Here is an 18,699-nt window from a genome sequence, read left to right as displayed (position 1 = left end):
GTTCGTGTAGCATTTGCTACACCAAACTTGTTGGCAATCTACTCGATCAAAATAGACTGCGCAATGTGTTTCCCGTCCGCTCGCGCATGGTGCAGCGCCGCATTCTTGCACTGATCCAGGTTCGCGCCGCGCTTCAATGTACGCCGAAGCCGGTGAAGGCGCAGCGCGTTTCGCAACACACCAGGCGCGCTGTATGATGAGGTCGCGGCGCAAGCCGCCTGACGACTCCAACAAAGGTATCCAAGACCGCCATGAGTCCCACTGCCGCTCGCAAACCGGGCGCCACCGGCATCCGTGCGAAACAGGCGCAAGACACGCGCGCCAAGATTCTGAAGGCGGCAATCAAGGTCTTCGCGAAGCAGGGTTATGCAAGCGGGCGCGTGGAAAGCATCTCGAAGGCCGCGCGCTCGCACGACCGCATGATCTACTACTACTTCGGCAGCAAGGAGCAGTTGTTCGTCGAAGTGCTGGAAACCATCTACATCCAGTTCAACGAAGCAGAAAGCAGACTCGATCTCGATCTGGACGATCCCGTGCACGGTCTGGAACAGATGGTCGAATTCGTCTGGCAGTATTACCTCGATCATCCCGAGTTCGTCACGCTGCTGTCGAGCGAGAATCTGCATCAAGGCAAGCATGCGAAGAAATCGTCGAAGCTGAAGGAGATTTCCGGCTATGCGATTTCAGTCGTGCAGAAACTGCTGGATGCAGGCAAGGCGCAAAACGTCTTTCGCGCCGACGTCAAAGCCCGCGATGTGTATCTGATGATCGCGTCACTCGGCTATTTCTATAACGCGAACCAGTACACACTCGGCGCGTTTCTCGGCGAGCCGCTCATGGACAAGGCGGCGCTCGCGCATTGGCGCGAGGTGATCAAGGACACCGTGTTGCGGGCGGTGCGGCTGCATTTGCCGGCCGGCGCGAATGCTCATGCCGACATTCATTCCGAAGCACATGTTCAGGCAAACGCATTGAGCACCAGCGCGCCCCGCCGCCGCGCAATATAAAAAAACGCGCGCCTTTTCAGGCGCGCGTTCTATCGTCAAGCCACATCGAAACACACCGAACCATATCGAAACGCGGGACCAATGCGGCAAAAAAGTTAAGGCTTGGCCGCCGCGTCTTCTTCGCGGAACAGTTTGTCGGCGAGGTGAAACGCCGAGTTCGCCGCCGGCACGCCGCAATAAATAGCGGTTTGCATCAGCACTTCCTTGATCTCGTCGCGCGTCACGCCGTTGTTCTTCGCGGCGCGCAAATGCAGCGCAAGCTCTTCGCTGCGATTGAGCGCGACCATCATCGCGATGGTCAACAGGCTGCGCGTGTGTCGCGGCAAGCCATCGCGCGTCCAGATTTCGCCCCATGCATAACGCGAGATGAAATTCTGGAACTCCTCGGTCAGCTCCGTGCGATTCGCGAGCGAGCGGTCCACGTGCGCATTGCCGAGCACGGCGCGGCGCACGCCGAGTCCGGCTTCGTAGCGGTCTTCGTCGTTCATTTGGACTCCGTCATAAAGTCGATGACCGCCTTCGTGAAAGCATCGGCCTTTTCGATGTTGGAAATATGCGAGGCGTCCAGCTCGACATAGCGTGCGCCGGGAATGGCCTGCGCCAGCTCGCGGCCTTGCGCGGGCGTCGCGGCGACGTCGTGCGTGCCGCTGATCACCAGCGCCGGCAGCTTGATGCCCGGCGCTTCGGGGCGCAGATCGGTCGCGTCGATGGCGTCGCAATTCGACGCGTAGCCTTCCTTGTCGGTATGCACGAACACGTCGCGGATCATGGCCAGCACAACTGGCTCGCGCTCGAAGTAATCGGCTGTGAACCAGCGCGGCAACACCGCGTCGGCGAGTGCCAGCATGCCTTCAGTGCGGGCTCGCGCGGCGCGCGGCACCCACACTTCCGGCGAACCGATCCGCGCCGCCGTATTCGCGAGCACGACGCGCTCGAAGCGGTTTCCGTGACGCGCGGCCAGCGCGACGCCGGTGAGTCCGCCCATCGACACGCCGCAAAAATTCGCGCGCGCGATCTTCAGGGTGTCCATGAGACCGAGCACGTCGCCGGTCAGTTGCTCGATCGTGTACGGTCCTTTCGGCGCTTCCGAATGGCCGTGACCGCGCGTGTCGTAGCGCAGCACGCGAAACTGTTTCGACAGCGCGGCGACTTGCGGCGTCCACATGGACAGATCGCTGCCGAGCGAATTCGACAGGATGATCCACGGCGCGTGGCCGTGACGGTCGCCGTCGATCCGATAATGAAGCTCCGTGCCGTTGACTGCGGCGTAAGGCATGCCGGTTACTCCTTCGAAAGGGCGCGCTGCGAACGCGCGGAATGAAGCGCCAGCGCGGCGTCCACATAAGCGTGCGCCTCGCCGACGTATTGAGCGGGATCGAGCAGTTGCTTCAGACGCTCGATCGAAAGATGGTCGGTCACGGCGGAGTCCGCGGACAGCACGTCGAAAAGCGTCTGGCCCTCGCGAATGGCGGTTTTCGACGCGCGCTCCACGAGATGATGCGCATCGAGCCGGCCAATGCGGTCGCCAAGCGCGAGCATCACCGCTTCGCCGAGAATCAGACCGCGCGTGATCTCGAGATTCGCGGCGAGACGGGGCACGTTGACGTTGAGTCCGCTTGCGATCTGTTCGATGTTCGCGAGCGCGCCGCCCGCGAGCCGCGCGAGGTCGGGCAGCGCGTCCCACTCGGCTTGCCAGCCGCCGAGCGCGCGCTCGTGCTCCTGCACCATGCCCGCGAAAACGGTGGCGACCAGTCCCGGCGCGCGCGTCGCGGCCGTCAGCACGGCGGCGCAGCCGACTGGATTGCGCTTGTGCGGCATCGTCGACGATCCGCCTTTGCCCGCCGCCGCCGGCTCGGCGAGTTCGTCGATTTCGGTTTGCATCTGCAGCGAGATGTCGCGCGCGATCTTGCCGAGCGTGCCGATCAGCATGCCCAACAGCGACGCCGTTTCGGCGATCCGGTCGCGCTGCGTGTGCCACGGCAGCGTCGGCACCGCGAGCCCGAGTTCCTGCGCGAGCGCCTGCGTCACCTCGGGCGCGGCATCGCGCAGACTCGCGAGCGTGCCGGTCGCGCCGCCGAATTGCAGCACGAGCACGCGCGCCCGCAGTTGATCGAGCCGCTCGCGATGACGCAGCAACGCGTCGAGCCATTGCGCGAATTTGAGGCCGAGCGTGATGGGCAGCGCCTGCTGCAACCACGTCCGGCCGATCATCGGCGTGGCGCGATGCGTGGCCGCGAGTTTCGCGATTGCATCGCAGGTGGATTGCAACGCGCCGTCGAGCCACTCGAACGTGTCGCGCAGTTGCAGCACCGTTGCCGTGTCGATGATGTCCTGGCTCGTCGCGCCCCAATGCACGTATTTCGACGCTTCGGCGTCGGCGGCCTTGACACGCGCGGTAAGTTGCTTGACGAGAGGAATCGCGAGATTGCCGCCGAGCGCGGCGTCGCGCGCGAGCGCGTCGGCGTCGAGTTGATCGGCGTGACAGGCTGCTTCGATCGCCGCCACGGCCGTTTGAGGAATCACGTCATGCGCCGCCGAAGCGCGCGCGAGCGCCGCTTCTACGTCGAGCATCCGTTGCAGCGTGGCGCGCGGCGCCCAGATGTCGTTCATCGGCTGCGTGCCGCAAAGAAGGCCGGTCAGGCGGCCGCTGGAGTCGAGCATGATGACGTCGGTGATCGAGTGAATGCAATGAATGTAGCACTGCGCGCGGCAATGCGGGTCGCGCCGCGGCATGCGGGCCGCCGCGCGGGCCACTCGACCCGCATCAGGACGCAGGCGCCGCGATCACGCCGCGCGCGCCGCCTGCGTGCCGTCGATCAGCGGCACGCCGGTGAGCTTGAGCAGCGCGTCGAAATCGATATCCGAGAAAATTTCGCGCACCACGAGGCCCTGATCAGTCACATCGATCATGGCGAGATCCGTGTAGATGCGGTCGACGCAAGCCACGCCCGTCACCGGGTACGAGCATTCGGCGGCGATCTTGCTCTCGCCCTGCTTGGTCAGATGCTCCATCATCACGTAGACCTGCTTCGCGCCGATGGCGAGATCCATCGCACCGCCCACGGCCGGAATCGCATCCGGCGCGCCGGTGTGCCAGTTCGCGAGGTCGCCCTTCGCGGACACCTGGAACGCGCCTAGCACGCAGAAGTCGAGATGGCCGCCGCGCATCATCGCAAACGAATCGGCGTGATGGAAAAACGCGCCGCCGGTCAGCAGCGTGACGTGCTGCTTGCCGGCATTGATCAGCTCGTCGTCTTCCTCGCCTTTGGCGGGCGCCGGGCCCATGCCGAGCAGGCCGTTTTCGCTGTGCAGAAAGATTTCCTTGTCGGCGGCGAGGTGGTTCGCCACCAGCGTCGGCACGCCGATGCCCAGGTTCACATACGCGCCTTCGGGAATATCGAGCGCAACGCGCTTCGCCATTTCATCGCGGGTCAGTTTCTTCATGTCGGGTCTCCGGTTCAGGCGGCAGCGTCGTGGGGATTGGGCAGCGGCGCATGGGCCGCTTGCGGCACTTCGATCACGCGCTGCACGAAAATGCCCGGCGTCACGATGTGTTCCGGGTCGAGCGCGCCGAGCGGCACCACTTGCGTCACCTGAACGATCGCGGTTTTGGCCGCGCTTGCCATGATCGGCCCGAAATTGCGCGCCGTCTTGCGATAGACGAGATTGCCCCAGCGGTCGCCCTTATACGCCTTGATCAGCGCGAAATCCGCATGCAGCGGCGATTCGAGCACGTAATGACGGCCGTCGATCAAGCGCGTTTCCTTGCCCTCGGCGAGCTTCGTGCCGTAGGCGGTCGGCGTGAAAAATCCGCCGATGCCCGCGCCCGCCGCGCGAATGCGCTCCGCGAGATTGCCTTGCGGCACGAGTTCGAGTTCGATCTCGCCCGAGCGGTACAGCGCGTCGAACACGTACGAATCCGTTTGGCGCGGGAACGAGCAGATGATCTTGCGCACGCGCTTCGCGTTGAGCAGCGCGGCGAGGCCGATGTCGCCGTTACCGGCATTGTTGTTGACGATGGTCAGCTCGCGCGCGCCCTGGTCGATCAGCGCGTCGATCAGCTCGGACGGCATGCCCGCCGTGCCGAAGCCGCCGATCATGACGGTCGCGCCGTCGTGGACATCGGCCACAGCCGATTGAAGTGACTCGAAAATCTTGTTGATCATGTCGAATTTCCTTGTGAGGCGCTACGCGCGCCGGGCCTCGCCGCGCGGGCGGTCTCCGGGCCGATGCGGGCGACGGTTGAGTCGGCTGCGCCGCCGGTTTGCCTGCTGCTCTGGCTGCCGGTTTTGCCCGCTGATCTTGTCCGCCGGTTTGCTCGCTGATGGCTCACGATTTGTTCGCACCGTGAACACTGATTCGATTAGCGAACGATCCGGCGATTATGGTTGCGCTTCGGCTGCATTGTCAAGGCACGGACTTTCCCTTAATCATAGGTTCCGGCTGGTGGCGTTGCGCGCCTGTTAGCCGTCCGCAAGCGCCTTGAGTGGCGCGGGCAAGAAAACCCCACTATCCCGCGTGACGATTCTTCGGCTACCCTTTATCCACATATCGAATAGCTCCGCAACGCGCCGCCGCTCAACTCAAACATGTCGGACACCAACCTGGACCTGAACCTGATCCCCTATCTCGTCGCGATGGAGGACACCCGCAACGTGAGCCGCGCGGCCGAGCAGCTCGGCGTGAGCCAGCCGCGCGTGAGCACCGCGCTTGGCAAGCTGCGCGAATATTTCGACGATCCGCTTTTCGTGCGCACATCCAAAGGCATGGAGCCCACGCCGCGCGCGCTCGCCATCCTGCCCGCCGCGCGCGACGCCCTTCTGCGCATAGAAAAAGGCATGCTCGACGTGCAGGAGTTCGACCCGGACACGAGCACGCATACCTTCTCGATCGCGCTGTCCGATGTCGGCGAAATCGTCTTTCTGCCGCGTCTGCTGCAACTCTTCGCCGAACGCGCGCCGCATGCGAATCTGCGCTCCGTATCGCTGTCGCCTTCGCACGTGGAACGCGGGCTCGAATCGGGCGACGTCGATCTCGCAGTCGGCTATTTTCCCGATCTGTCAGGCAATAACTTCTTTCAGCAGCGGCTTTTCACGCACCGCTTCATCTGCCTGATGCGCGCGAGTCATCCGCTTTCGAAGACGCCGCTCACGCTCGCCCAGTACGTCGCCTCGGGCCACGCGGTGGTGCGCGCCGAAGGACGCAGCCAGGAAGTCCTCGAACAGTATCTGGAGAAGAAGCGCATCAGGCGGCGGGCGGTGCTGGAGACGCCGCACTTCATGAGCCTGCCGTTCATCCTCGCGCGCACCGATCTGATCGCCACCGTGCCGCATGCCATCGGCTTCGCGTATGTGTCCGAGCATGCGTCGATCACGCTCGTCGAGCCGCCGTTGCCCTTGCCGCGCTTCGACTTGCGCCAGCATTGGCATCGCAAGTTTCATAACGATCCGCGCGCGAGCTGGTTGCGCGGCGTGGTCGCCGAACTGTTCAACGACGCGATGGACGAATGGCCGAAATGAAGTTGTCAGCCCCGCGACGCCGGAAGGGGCATCGGCACGACCGGGCGTAAACATGGAACAATGACCGGACTCATGAACCCGCGCGCTCCATCCTGGGTCGACGCGCGATCCCGGAGGAGCAACGGATGCCGAATAGCAAAAATGAAAACACCACACCGGCGGCCACGACCGGCCGCCCGAGCCGCGAAGAAGCGGAAGCCGCCGTTCGCGTGCTGTTGCGCTGGGCCGGCGACGATCCTGCGCGCGAAGGCCTGATCGACACGCCCGCGCGCGTGGTGCGCTCCTATGAGGAGTTCTATGCGGGCTATCAGGTCGATCCGCGCGAAATCCTCGCGCGCACGTTCTCGGAAGTGGACGGCTACGACGAGATGATCGTCCTGAAGGACATCCGCTTCGAAAGCTATTGCGAACATCACATGGTGCCGATCATCGGGCGCGCGCACGTGGCGTATCTGCCGGAGCATCGCGTGGTCGGCATCTCGAAGCTCGCGCGTCTCGTCGACGCCTTCGCGAAGCGTCTTCAGATCCAGGAAAAGATGACCGTGCAGATCGCCGACACATTGAACGACGTGCTGCAACCCGCGGGCGTCGGCGTGATCCTCGAAGCCGCGCATCAATGCATGTCGACGCGCGGCGTGCACAAAGCCGGCGTGACGATGGTCACGTCGCGCATGCTGGGCACCTTCCGCACGGACCCGTCCACGCGCCGCGAGTTTCTGTCGATCGTCGGCAATCCCGGCGCGGTGGCCGTGTCCAACACCTGAACCCCGGACGCGCAATCCGTCATGCACGTCATGCCGGGTTGCGCGCGCCGAGCGCCTGTCCCAACGTGGCGAGCATCACAGCCACGAGCACGCAGACGGCGCCCGCAAGTTGCGCCGCGCCGACCGGCTCGCGCAGCAGCAGCGCGGCCAACGCCAGGGCGCTGACCGGCACGAGCGCGGTCGTCAATCCCGCTTGCGCGCCGCTGATGCGCGCGGCGCCTTCGTACCACAGCACGAATCCCAGCACCGTCGGCACGAGGGCGTAATAGAGCACGCCCGCGAGCGCGCCGGGGTCGAGCGGCATCGCCCAGGGTGTTTCGAAACAGGCCGGCACGATCGACACCGCAAAGCCGATGCCGCACATTGCCGCCGACAACGGCAGCGGCGCGACCGGCGTGCGCAGCTTGCGGTTGGGCAGAATGAAAAGCGCCTCGCAGACAATCGCGGCGAACACCAGCGCGTTGCCCGCCAGCGAACCGCCGCCATGCGGCGCGGCAAGATCGCCGGGACGCACGGTGCAGGCCAACACGCCCGCCGTGGCCAGGACGATCGCGCCAATCAAGGCCGGCGACGGCCGCTCGCCCAACGCCAGCATCGCGACCAGCGCCGACACCGCGGGCAAGGTGCCGGCGATCACACCCGCCTCGGCCGCCGAAGCGAGCCTCATCCCGCTGATAAGCAATACCGTATAACCGACGCTGCCCGCCGCCGCCTGGGCGATCACGAGCGCGCAATCGCGCCGGTCGAGGCGCGGCCAGCGCACGCCGCGCCAGCGCATGACCATCACGAACGGCGGAAAAGCCACCGCGAAACGCAGCGCGGTCGCGCTGAACGGCGGCAGGCCGGCCGCAATCGACTTGCTCACTGCCACCGTGCTGCCGACGCCAACCATGGCCAGCGCGCAACACAGATATCCGACATACCGCGACTTCATCGTGCGTCTCCGTTGGAATTGAACCGACACTCAGATTAGGCATGCGGCGCGCGGCGGTCTTGAACGAAATTGCAGCGCGTGGCGCGGCGGCGCTCTCCACGCGAACCATCGAGTATGCTGGTTGAAAAGGGCATGGCGGACAGAACTGAAGGCAGAACGCCCGGGCGGGACTGGAACGCGCTTTGCGTCAGCGGACGCGCGGAGCAACGCCGTATGCGCCGCCACCCTCGCAACAAACAGGAGCCGCTCAATTGGTAGAGTTTCCGTCGTCGGCGATTTCGGTCTGGGGCGGCGCGGTGGTCTTCGTCAACGTGCTGTTGACGCGCCTCGGCGTGCCGATTCCCGCCGTGCCCGTGCTGTTGTTCGCGGGCTCGGCGATCGCGGCCGGCACCTTGTCGTTCTGGCCGGTGCTGTGCGCGGCGGTGCTCGGCGCGTTGATCGGCGACGGCGTCTGGTTCGGCGCGGGCCGCCTTTACGGCCGCAAGCTGCTCGGCGTGCTGGGCCAGATTCTGCCCGCCGTCGATGCAAGGCTCGAACAGGCGCGCTTGATGTTCGAACGCTTCGGCGTGGCGCTCGTGTCGATCTCGAAGTTCGTCCCTGGCCTCGGGCTGATCACGCCGCCGCTGATGGGCACCACCGCCGTCGACGCCCGCATCTATGCGATCTGGGATCTCACGGGCGCCATGGCATGGGCCACTTTCTGGCTGCTCGGCGGCGCGGCCGCGCAACGGCAGTTGCATATGCTGCTCGCGTTCGTCAGAGCGCGCGGTGGCACCGTGATCGACATCCTCGTGGGCGCCGCGCTGTTGTATCTCGCGTATCGGCTCGCGCAGCAGCGGCGCGCGCGCCGACGACGGGCGCGGGAAGACGATGCGGCATCGCCATCGCAAGTGTCGGGCGGCGCAATGTGGGGAAAGGCGCCGCCCCAGGTGCTCGACGCACGCCCGCGGAGCGCGGCGCCCGGCTCGGCGCCGCGCATTCCCGGCGCGCTCGCACTCGATCCGCATTCGCCGGAACAGATCGACTTCGCGCTGCGGGTCTACGACACGGTGATCTACTGCGTGTGTCCGGACAGCGCGACGGCTGTCGAGATCAGCGTGCGCATGCGCAACTATGGGTATACGCGCATTCGGGCGCTGCGCGGCGGTCTGGACGCGTGGCAGCGGCGCGGCTTTCCGGTCGACGTGCTGCTCGCGGACGAGCCGGGCGCGGGCGGGTTCGCGCCGTTATGCAGCGGCTCGACCGGCGGCCCGAACAGCGCGGTCACACTGCGTGGCTTTGCACCACGGCGCGGATCAAACGCGTGAACGCCGGCCGGTTGCACTGATTCGGCCTCGCATTGCATTGCATTTGAACCCGCCTACGAGGTCGAATTCTGCGCCATCGAACGGTCAGCGGTTTGCGCCGGGGCAACGCGATTGCGGCCCGCCGCCTTCGCCGCATAAAGCTGCCGGTCGGCGTCGGCCAGCAGATCGAGCGCGTTCGCGCCTTGCGCGGGAACGCAAGTCGCGCAACCCACGCTGACGGTCACGGCGACACCGCCGTCGCCGCCATGCAGGATGTCCTGTACCTGCACCGCCCGGCGGATTTTTTCGGCGACCGCGAACGCGCCTTCGGCGTTCGTTTCCGGCAGAAGCACCGCGAACTCCTCGCCGCCGTAGCGCGCGACCACATCGACCGCGCGGCGCACCATCGTCGAAATGCATTCGGCCACCGCGCTCAGCGCTTCGTCGCCGCTCGCGTGGCCGTAGGTGTCGTTAAAGTGCTTGAAATGATCGATGTCGATGAAGAGCGCCGACAGCGGCTTGCCCGAGCGCCGCGCGCGCCCCCATTCTTCGTCGAGCCGGCGGTCGAGCACGCGGCGGTTGCTGAGGCCGGTGAGCGCGTCGGTGGCGGCGAGACGCATCAGCGCGGCTTGCGCGCGCTGCCTGTCGCGCAGCGCGAACGCGAGCAGCCACGACACCACGATAAACACCGCGCCGAACGTGAGCGTCAACACGCCGTTGAGCACGGCGCGCGCGCGCCACGGTTCGAGCGCATCGTCGATGGAGGGCGCGACCGCCGCGATCAGCGGCGTGCCCGGCACGTGGGCGTAGGTGTACATGCGCTCGACGCCGTCCACCGGAGACTTCGCCACATATGAACCGTCGCTGTGCGCGGCCATTTCGACGAAGATCGGCGACCTCGAAATGTTCATGCCGATATCGCGCGCCGAATGCGGTTTGCGCGCGATCACGGTGCCGTCGGCCATCGCGATGAACACCGAACTCGCTTTGCCGACAGTGATCCGGTCGAGCAGACGCTGGAAATAATCGATGCGTATCGCGAGCAGCGCGACGCCGCCAAAGCTGCCGTCGGCGTTGGTGATGCGCCGCGTGAGGCCGATCGAGAACTTGCCGTCGCGCAAGCGCGAGCGGAACGGATGCGACATATAGAGTCCCGCTGCCGCGTGGCGCTGATGCACGAGGAAATAGTCGCGGTCGGTAAAGCGAACGTCCGGGTTGAACTCGTCCTGTTGCGACAGGACCACCGCGCCATTCGCATCGACGATATACGCGCCGCCGAGGTACGCCGCCGTGGTCGCGCGATCGAACAGCACCGCCCGCTGCACGTCCAGCGGCAAGCCCGCGTTCAAATGATGCTCGACGCCGTCCACCATGGCCTGCAACGAGAGGTCGTAGATCTCGACGTTTCTCTCGAGATCGCTGGACATGATCGCCACCAGGTTCTGCGACGTCTCGCGCGCGTGATCGAGCGCGTCCGTGCGGCCGTTCAGAAGGGTGAGCAGCGTCAGGCCGGCCATCGCCACGGCGACCAGCGTGCCCGCGAGGCCGGCTAGCACCGGATGATTGCCCATATAACGCGCGACGCCGGCCACTTCTTGCCGGAGGATCCTGCGCCAGCGCCGCCGTTGCCAATGCGCTCCATGTATCACGTGCGCGTAGCCTCCGTTGCAAAGGAGCCGCACGACTCATGTGCGGCTCACGATCAGATGTTATTGTTCCGCGCGCCTTTCCGCTTTATCCGCAGCGCATTACCGGTTAATTTCGTGCGCTACAGTTTGTGCAGCAACCCGCTCGCCGAGCGCATCCGGCGATTGCGTTCCTTGTGCAGCCAGCGCAGCGCGGCTTCGGTGTCGCCCGAGCCTTCGAGCAACGCCGAATTGTCGCGCAGCAATGTTTCGCTCGCGACCACATCGTTTAGCGCACCGAAACGTTTTTGCACCTGCTTCAACCGCTTGAGCGTGCGCTTGTGGCTGCCGCTCAACACCGGCTGGAAAAATTCGAGCAGATAGCGCAGCTTTTTTCCAGCTTTCCTGACGTCGTGAAAAGCCGCGTAATTGGAATGCTTCGCCTTGCGCGCGCGTTTGGCGCGCTTCATGAGCGAATGCTCCGAGGCCTTCACGCGTTTGCTCGCGAATCCGGAGAGCGGCATGCGTTCGTGCGCCGTGTTTATCTCGGTCGATGCGCTCGTCAACGCCTCGCGCAGCAGGTGCTTGACGTCGGCGTTCGACAGCGTTTCGCGGCTCGTTGCCAGCGCTTCGCCGCGCGCTTCCTTGAGCTTGGGCTCCATGTCGCGCGCCGCGGCTTTCTGCGTGAGCAGCTCGATCAGGATGTCCCAGTCGCGCGTCTTGCCGGCAGCCGTCGCCAGATATTTATAGAGCGCGCGTTGCCGCGTGTTTTCGCCCTTCTCCAGTAACGGCGCGAACGCCCACCACAATGAACGCATGCGGCGCAGCGAAACCCGCAGCTTGTGCAACGCTTCCGGCGATGCATCGTCGTGCACGGCATGGGCGTAACCGATCGCGTCGCTCACGAGCGGCGCGGCGTAGGACGCAAACGCCGCTTGCGCGCTCTGCCTGGGGTTGTGTTCGTGCTGATGTTCCTGCGTGGCCGAACCGGCGGCCGGCGAGCCTCCCTCCGGTTTATGGCTTTCCTTCCGGCTGTCGCGCTTCATCGACTGTCCCTCAAAAAAGGAGTTGCGCTTTCAGGCAGAGCAAAAAGGATTCCTGGCCGATCTTACGCGGCGGCATTCTGGCGGAAAAACCGAGGCGTTATCCGCCAACGCACGCCCGGGATACTTTATACCTCGCGGACATGCTTCTGTCATCCCATCGACACACGCGCCTTGCAGGATCAGAAGTTCCGCGATACTCCTTGAGGGGCACACGTCATGCCTGAACTTTCGTATCCGCAACCCGGAGCAGTAGGCGGCAAGGGGCGCAATCTCGGTCTCGTGATTTTTTTCGCAGTTATCGTGGCCGGCGTCGGCTATTGCGGCACGCAGTTGGCGGGTGATCTGCAATCGGTGCGCGAAGCGTCGATTCTGCCGTATCTGCTGCTCGGCGTTGCCCTCCTGATCGCGCTCGGATTCGAGTTCGTCAACGGCTTTCACGACACCGCGAACGCCGTGGCCACCGTCATTTACACGCATTCGCTCGCGCCGAATCTCGCGGTGGTGTGGTCCGGCGGATGGAATTTCCTCGGCGTGCTGTTATCGAGCGGGGCGGTCGCATTCGGCATCCTGCAACTGCTGCCGGTGGAGCTGATTCTGCAAGTGGGCACCAGCGCCGGTTTTGCGATGGTGTTCGCGCTGCTGATCGCGGCCATCATCTGGAATCTCGGCACCTGGTATTTCGGCTTGCCGTCGTCGAGTTCGCATACGCTGATCGGCTCGATCATCGGCGTCGGCCTGATGAATCAGTTAATGCATGGCGTGAACGGCACGAGCGGCGTGGACTGGAATCAGGCGCTCGGCGTCGGCAAGTCGCTGCTGTTTTCGCCTGTGGTGGGTTTTCTCGCCGCCGGCCTGCTGCTGCTGATCCTCAAAGCCGTGGTGCGCATTCCCGCGCTGTATGCCGAGCCGAAAGGCAAGGAGCCGCCGCCGTTCTGGATTCGCAGCCTGTTGATCCTGACGTGCACGGGCGTCTCGTTCGCGCACGGTTCGAACGACGGCCAGAAGGGCATGGGCCTCATCATGCTGATCCTGATCGGCACCGTGCCGACCGCGTATGCACTGAACAAGGCCGTCACGCCCGCCGAGACGCAAACATTCCTGGCCGTGGCGCAGCAAACCTCCGCGACGCTGGCCAGATACACGAACGGCGCGCCGCCGTCCGCCGATCCGCGCGCGGACGTCGAAGCCTATGTGCGCACGCATCAATTGACACCCGCGACCGTGCCCGCCCTGAAGCAACTGACGGACATGATCGCCAATCAGGTTGGCGCATCGGGCTCGATGGCGGCGGTCCCGCAAAGCATTGTCGATAACGTGCGCAACAACATGTATGTGGCCTCCGAAGCGATCCGGCTGATGGACAAGACGAAGCAGCCGGCCTTCGCGCCGGCGGACGCCAAGGCCATCAACAACTTCAAGACGCAAACGGATCACGCGACAAAGTTCATTCCGACGTGGGTCAAAGTCGCGGTGGCGATTGCGCTCGGCATGGGCACGATGGTGGGATGGAAGCGGATTGTCGTGACCGTCGGCGAGAAAATCGGCAAGCAGCATCTGACCTATGGGCAGGGCGCGTCGGCCGAAGTGGTGGCCATGCTGACGATCGGCGCCGCCGACATGTACGGCCTGCCTGTTTCGACGACGCACGTGCTGTCTTCCGGCGTGGCGGGCACGATGGCGGCCAACGGTTCGGGTCTGCAATGGGGCACCGTGCGCAGCCTCGTGCTCGCATGGGTGCTGACGCTGCCGGCTTCCATCGCGCTGGCGGCGGGCTTGTACTGGGTGTTCCGGGCGGTGTTCTAGGACGCTTCACTTCACGCGCTAGCGGCATAAAAAAACGCGGCACGCACCGCGTTTTTTTATGCCATTGCCGTTGCAACCGCATCGGCGCGCCCCGCTTAGTACACCTCGGGCACGATCATCGAAGACGGCACGGGCTGACGGCTGTATTCGTCGTGATAGACACGCGCCGGCAGTTCGACACGCGGATGCTCGATCTCGTGATACGGCACCTGGCTCAGCAGATGCTGAATGCAGTTCAGGCGCGCGCGTTTCTTGTCGACGGCCTGCACGACCCACCACGGCGCCTCGGGAATATGCGAGCGTTGTAGCATCACTTCCTTCGCCTGCGTATAAGCCTCCCAACGGCGACGGCTTTCCAGGTCCATCGGGCTCAGCTTCCACTGCTTCAGCGGGTCGTGAATGCGGTTCTGGAAGCGGATTTCCTGCTCTTCGTCGGTGATCGAAAACCAGTACTTCAGGATCTGCACGCCGCTGCGCGCGAGCATCTTTTCGAACTCGGGCACGGAGCGGAAGAACTCTTCGTATTCCGCATCCGTGCAAAAATTCATGACGCGCTCGACGCCCGCGCGGTTGTACCAGCTTCGATCGAACAGCACCATTTCGCCGCCGGCCGGCAGATGCGACACGTAGCGCTGGAAATACCATTGCGTGCGCTCGCGGTTATTCGGCGCGGGCAGCGCCGCCACGCGGCAGACACGCGGATTGAGCCGCTGCGTGATGCGCTTGATCGCGCCGCCCTTGCCCGCGGCGTCGCGCCCCTCGAAAATCACCACGAGACGATGCCCCGTCTGCACGATCCAGTCTTGCAGCTTGACCAACTCGCCTTGCAGGCGGAACAGCTCGCGGAAATACATCTTGCGCGCTTCGCGGTGTTCGAGCGTCAAGCCGTCCGCGCCGTCGAGAATGCGGTCGTCGACCTCCATTTCGAGTTCCTCGTCGTACGCGTCGATGAGGTCTTCCTCGAACCGGCGCTGGCGCTCCATCAGCAACTCGGCTTCAGGTCTCGAATCCTGCTCTTTCATTGCGGCTCTCCTTGCGACGGACATGTTGAGACGCGCGGCGGGAAGCGCGACGCGAACGCGCCCGATTATCGGCGCAGCGGGTGTCACGCGTGTTACTGCATAGCCCGTTCATGATAGCGAGTTTTTCGCCGATACCCGCTCTGCTAGCGCAACGGTCTGGCGAAGCTCAGCTCGTGGCCGTCGGGGTCCGTGATGTGAAAGTAGCGCTCGCCCCACGGCGCATCGGACGGCGTGAGCGAAGGCGTCAATCCCGCTGCCAGCGCCTTGCGATACATCGCGTCGACGTCCGACACATAGACGATCACGCGGCCCCACCAGTTGACGGGCGCGCGCGGGTCGGCAATCAGGTTCAGATACGTGCCGCCGAACGCAAACGAGGTGAACGCCGCCTGCGCACCGCCGAATTTGAGCGGGAAACCGAGCGCTTCGTAGAACCGTACCGCTTTCGGCATGTCGGCGATGGCCAGCGTGATCGCGCTGAGCGACTCGATTCGCGGCTCAGCCGGCGCGATTTCGGACGATGAAGAAGCGGTTGGGTTCATGACGGTTTTCTCCATGGCGGCTTTGCGCGGCTCGCGGTCAGCGAAAAGTGTCTCACACGCCGGCGCGCCGCGCGGCCCACACTTGAAAACGTGCTTTGCGCCCTGCATGTGGATTCCCGCTTATCCGGAGCATCGCCATGGGAAGCCGTCCACGCTTCACCGATGACCTGTCGCGCGCCGCGTCGCCCGCCCCCGGCCCAGATTCACTCAATCCCTTATCCGACGACGCCTTGCTCGACGCTTATTCGCGCACGGTCATCGGCGCGCTCGAACGCGTGCAGCAGGCCGTCGTCTTCATTTCCGTCGAACGGCGGCTGCCGGGCGCCGGCCAGGGACACGAGCACGGCGCGCGCGGCGGCACCGGCTCGGGCTTCATCTTCACGCCGGACGGCTATCTGCTCACCAACAGCCACGTCGTGCACGGCGCGACCCACATTCGGGTGACGCTCGCCGACGGCGCCAGGTTCGACGCCGATCTGGTCGGCGACGATCCCGGCAGCGATCTGGCCGTGCTGCGAATCGGCTCGCCGGAGCCGCTGCCGCACGTCGAACTCGGCGAATCGTCGAAGTTGCGCGTGGGGCAGATCGCCATCGCCGTCGGCAATCCGCTCGGCCTCGCGCAAACGGTGACGGCGGGCGTCGTGTCGGCCCTCGGCCGGTCGCTGCGCTCGAATTCCGGCCGCATGATCTACGACGTGATCCAGACCGACGCCGCGCTCAATCCGGGCAACTCGGGCGGTCCGCTGATCAATTCGGCGGGTCAGGTCATCGGCGTGAATACCGCGATCATTCCCGGCGCACAAGCAATCTGCTTCGCCACCGCGATCGACACGGCCAAGTGGGTCATCATGCAGATCTTCGCGCATGGGCGCGTGCGGCGCGCGTACATCGGCGTGGCCGGCACCACGACGCCGATCTCGCGCCGGGTGCAGCGCTATTTCGGCCTGAGCGCGCCAGGCGGCGTGCACGTGATGGAAATCGTCAAAGGCAGTCCGGCGGCCGCGGGCGGGCTGCGCGTGGACGACACGATCGTCGCGATCGACGCCCAGCCCGTGCAGGACGTCGATGCATTGCAACGCGCGCTCGATGCCTCGCGGATCGAGAAACCCGTCGGCGTGACCGTGCTGCGCGGCGCGCATCGGCTCGAACTGACGTTGACGCCGCTCGAGCAGGTCAGTTGATGCGCACGTGAGCGCGTGTTTCGCGTTTCGATCCGCCCACATAAAAAAAATCGGGCTCGGGCGATGCTGTTCGACAAAGTGACCTCGGCGCCCGACCCCGAGTGGCGCGGCGAAGTGCTGAAGGAAGCGGTGTAACGCCGCCGCGCCGCGCGCCGCTACATCGCACGCTCACGCGGTGCCGCGGCGCCCGCGTGCGATTTCGTCGCCGGCGTTATCCGGCAGACGCGCGGTGACCGGAATCGACAGGAACGAGAACAGACCGACCACGACAAACGCTGGCCAGAAGTCGGAGAACACAATGCGCGAATGACCCTGCACGTCGTGCGAAATCTGCAGCACGATGCCCGCGATGGTCACGCCGAGCCCGAGCGAAATCTGCTGGATCACGCTCGCGACGCTGGTCGCGCGGCCCACGTCGCGGCTCGGAATGTCCGCATACGCCAGCGTGTTCAGCGACGTGAACTGAAGCGACGGAAAGAAGCCGCCAAACAGCACGACGCACCAGATCAACCAGTGCGGCGTGCCGGGAAAGAACAGGCCGTAGATGGCAATGGCCACGCCCGCGCAACCCGCGTTGAACATCAGCACCGTGCGAAATCCGAAGCGCCCGAGTATCCGCGAAGACGCCGCCTTCATGAAGATCGATCCGAAGGCGGACGCGCAGGTGATCGAGCCCGACACGAACGCGGTCATGCCAAGCCCTTCCTGCAACGCGAGCGGCAGGAGAAACGGCACCGCGCCCAGACCAATGCGAAACAGCGAGCCGCCTATCACGCTCGCGTGAAAGCTCGGAATGCGCAGCAGGCGCAGATCGAGCACCGGCAATGCCACGCGATTCGCGTACAGCACGTAAATCACGAGCAGGACGACGCCCACGACGCACATGCCGGCCGACACCGCGTTCGACACCAGCTCGCCGCCCACCAGCGACAGCCCGAGCATGAAGAGCGACGCGCCGCTCGCGGACAACACGAAGCCGATCCAGTCGAGCCGGCCCGGATGCGCTTCGCGCGTGTTGGCGATGTGTTTATTGGCGAGCCAGATGCCGAGCAGGCCGATCGGAATGTTGACGAAGAAGATCAGCCGCCAGTGCAGATACGTGGTGATAAAACCGCCGAGCGGCGGCCCGACCACGGGCCCGAGCAGCGCGGGCACGGTCAGGTAATTGACCGCGCGTATGAAGTCCGATTTCGGCACCGAGCGGAAAATGATGATGCGCCCCACCGGCACCATCATCGCGCCGCCGATGCCTTGCACGAAGCGCGCGAGCACGAACATGCCGAGCGACGTGGACGCCGCGCACATCAGCGAGCCGGCCATGAAAATGCCGATGGCCGTGCGAAACACCGTACGCGAACCGAAGCGGTCGGCGACCCAGCCGCAAATCGGAATGAACACGCCGAGGCCGATCACATAGGCGGTCACGGCGAGCTTGAGCGTGATGGGGTCCTGGCCGAGATCGCGCGCGAGGACCGGCAGCGACGTCACGATGACCGTGCCGTCCACGTTTTCCATGAACATCGCGCACGCGACGATGAGCGGAACAATGAAAGCGCCTAAAGCAAGAGGCATTGACGTGGCGACGGGTGGCAAGGCCGTCGGTATAAAGCGTCGATTATGGCATTCCCGCGGCAACAGATGTTGTACGCGAGGCCTCAAACGACAAGGAGCCGGCGATTGGCGTGACAAGCGGGCGAGCGAGCCACGCGTTCCAGGTCCGGGGCGGCAGCGCATTGATTGGGGGCCGGGTCGCGCATTCATAACCCGGAAATATAGACAGGATCATGAAAGCTTGCTTTCTGCCCGTCAGTTTCTTTACGGTCCGCCTGCAGCACACAGATTGGGTGCCGGCTGCTCATTCATTAAGCAGAATTTGCAGAATCGCGATACAGTGCGAATCCGCTGGCGCGTGTCCGCCGCATCGCCTGGATGCGCAACGTCTTCGCGGTTTGCCGGCCTCTCTTTCGCCG

Annotated in this window: 17 protein-coding genes; 6 read left to right on the top strand and 11 right to left on the bottom strand. The window is 64.7% G+C overall.

Annotated features, from left to right (window positions below):
• The first annotated feature begins 251 nt into the window (after window positions 1-251).
• Window positions 252-1,007 carry a TetR family transcriptional regulator gene (locus VOM14_RS01740; RefSeq protein ID WP_327626933.1) on the top strand — a complete coding sequence of 252 codons (756 nt, stop codon included), beginning with the start codon at window positions 252-254 and terminating at the stop codon, window positions 1,005-1,007.
• A 95-nt stretch (window positions 1,008-1,102) separates the two neighbouring features.
• Here VOM14_RS01740 and pcaC read toward each other — a convergent pair whose 3' ends face one another.
• The 5 genes from pcaC to VOM14_RS01715 all read right to left on the bottom strand — a co-directional run bounded on the left by pcaC (window position 1,103) and on the right by VOM14_RS01715 (window position 5,173).
• The gene (pcaC, locus tag VOM14_RS01735) at window positions 1,103-1,495 is read right to left on the bottom strand and encodes a 4-carboxymuconolactone decarboxylase (protein WP_327626932.1); all 393 of its coding nucleotides are present in this window, start codon (window positions 1,493-1,495) and stop codon (window positions 1,103-1,105) included.
• Window positions 1,492-2,283: a 3-oxoadipate enol-lactonase gene (pcaD, locus tag VOM14_RS01730; RefSeq protein ID WP_327626931.1), complete on the bottom strand. Its 792-nt coding sequence runs from the start codon at window positions 2,281-2,283 to the stop codon at window positions 1,492-1,494. Before pcaD ends, pcaC begins: the two co-directional genes overlap by 4 nt.
• A 5-nt stretch (window positions 2,284-2,288) precedes the next feature.
• Window positions 2,289-3,668, bottom strand: coding sequence for a 3-carboxy-cis,cis-muconate cycloisomerase (locus VOM14_RS01725; RefSeq protein ID WP_327627402.1), 1,380 nt, complete (start codon window positions 3,666-3,668; stop codon window positions 2,289-2,291).
• A gap of 123 nt (window positions 3,669-3,791) precedes the next feature.
• The gene (locus tag VOM14_RS01720; RefSeq protein WP_327626930.1) at window positions 3,792-4,451 is read right to left on the bottom strand and encodes a 3-oxoacid CoA-transferase subunit B; all 660 of its coding nucleotides are present in this window, start codon (window positions 4,449-4,451) and stop codon (window positions 3,792-3,794) included.
• A 14-nt stretch (window positions 4,452-4,465) separates the two neighbouring features.
• Window positions 4,466-5,173 carry a 3-oxoacid CoA-transferase subunit A gene (locus tag VOM14_RS01715; protein WP_327626929.1) on the bottom strand — a complete coding sequence of 236 codons (708 nt, stop codon included), beginning with the start codon at window positions 5,171-5,173 and terminating at the stop codon, window positions 4,466-4,468.
• Between the two features lie 423 nt (window positions 5,174-5,596).
• Here VOM14_RS01715 and VOM14_RS01710 point away from each other — a divergent pair, with 423 nt between their 5' ends.
• On the top strand, window positions 5,597-6,526 hold the full coding sequence (locus tag VOM14_RS01710) for a LysR family transcriptional regulator (protein WP_327626928.1): 930 nt from the start codon (window positions 5,597-5,599) through the stop codon (window positions 6,524-6,526).
• Between the two features lie 125 nt (window positions 6,527-6,651).
• Entirely contained in the window at window positions 6,652-7,290 is a 639-nt protein-coding gene (gene folE / locus VOM14_RS01705) for a GTP cyclohydrolase I FolE (RefSeq protein ID WP_327626927.1), read from the top strand.
• A gap of 28 nt (window positions 7,291-7,318) precedes the next feature.
• Here the strand turns inward: folE and VOM14_RS01700 are convergent, their stop codons facing one another.
• Window positions 7,319-8,224, bottom strand: a complete 906-nt coding sequence (locus VOM14_RS01700) for a DMT family transporter (protein WP_327626926.1) — start codon at window positions 8,222-8,224, stop codon at window positions 7,319-7,321.
• 251 nt (window positions 8,225-8,475) lie between these two features.
• On the opposite strand from VOM14_RS01700, the gene VOM14_RS01695 reads away from it, so the two are divergent.
• Window positions 8,476-9,531, top strand: a complete 1,056-nt coding sequence (locus tag VOM14_RS01695) for a VTT domain-containing protein (RefSeq protein WP_327626925.1) — start codon at window positions 8,476-8,478, stop codon at window positions 9,529-9,531.
• Window positions 9,532-9,584: 53 nt separating this feature from the next.
• Here VOM14_RS01695 and VOM14_RS01690 read toward each other — a convergent pair whose 3' ends face one another.
• Together VOM14_RS01690 and VOM14_RS01685 are read right to left on the bottom strand one after the other, a co-directional pair.
• Window positions 9,585-11,081: a GGDEF domain-containing protein gene (locus VOM14_RS01690; RefSeq protein WP_327626924.1), complete on the bottom strand. Its 1,497-nt coding sequence runs from the start codon at window positions 11,079-11,081 to the stop codon at window positions 9,585-9,587.
• Window positions 11,082-11,278: 197 nt separating this feature from the next.
• Window positions 11,279-12,181 carry a CHAD domain-containing protein gene (locus VOM14_RS01685; RefSeq protein ID WP_327626923.1) on the bottom strand — a complete coding sequence of 301 codons (903 nt, stop codon included), beginning with the start codon at window positions 12,179-12,181 and terminating at the stop codon, window positions 11,279-11,281.
• Between the two features lie 216 nt (window positions 12,182-12,397).
• On the opposite strand from VOM14_RS01685, the gene VOM14_RS01680 reads away from it, so the two are divergent.
• Complete coding sequence (locus tag VOM14_RS01680) at window positions 12,398-13,984, top strand: inorganic phosphate transporter (protein ID WP_327626922.1); 1,587 nt, start codon at window positions 12,398-12,400, stop codon at window positions 13,982-13,984.
• A gap of 95 nt (window positions 13,985-14,079) precedes the next feature.
• Here the strand turns inward: VOM14_RS01680 and ppk2 are convergent, their stop codons facing one another.
• Both ppk2 and VOM14_RS01670 read right to left on the bottom strand, forming a co-directional pair.
• Window positions 14,080-15,006 carry a polyphosphate kinase 2 gene (gene ppk2 / locus VOM14_RS01675; protein WP_327626921.1) on the bottom strand — a complete coding sequence of 309 codons (927 nt, stop codon included), beginning with the start codon at window positions 15,004-15,006 and terminating at the stop codon, window positions 14,080-14,082.
• A 143-nt stretch (window positions 15,007-15,149) separates the two neighbouring features.
• Complete coding sequence (locus VOM14_RS01670) at window positions 15,150-15,548, bottom strand: VOC family protein (protein WP_327626920.1); 399 nt, start codon at window positions 15,546-15,548, stop codon at window positions 15,150-15,152.
• A gap of 137 nt (window positions 15,549-15,685) precedes the next feature.
• On the opposite strand from VOM14_RS01670, the gene VOM14_RS01665 reads away from it, so the two are divergent.
• On the top strand, window positions 15,686-16,729 hold the full coding sequence (locus VOM14_RS01665; protein ID WP_327626919.1) for a S1C family serine protease: 1,044 nt from the start codon (window positions 15,686-15,688) through the stop codon (window positions 16,727-16,729).
• 168 nt (window positions 16,730-16,897) lie between these two features.
• Here the strand turns inward: VOM14_RS01665 and VOM14_RS01660 are convergent, their stop codons facing one another.
• Entirely contained in the window at window positions 16,898-18,301 is a 1,404-nt protein-coding gene (locus VOM14_RS01660; protein ID WP_327626918.1) for an MFS transporter, read from the bottom strand.
• Window positions 18,302-18,699 lie beyond the last annotated feature (398 nt).

Origin of the sequence: Paraburkholderia sp. MPAMCS5 (genome assembly GCF_036016995.1) — a bacterium.
Lineage (GTDB): Bacteria > Pseudomonadota > Gammaproteobacteria > Burkholderiales > Burkholderiaceae > Paraburkholderia.
Note: the sequence above shows the minus strand (reverse complement) of the source record. Positions and strands in the feature narration are given on the sequence as shown.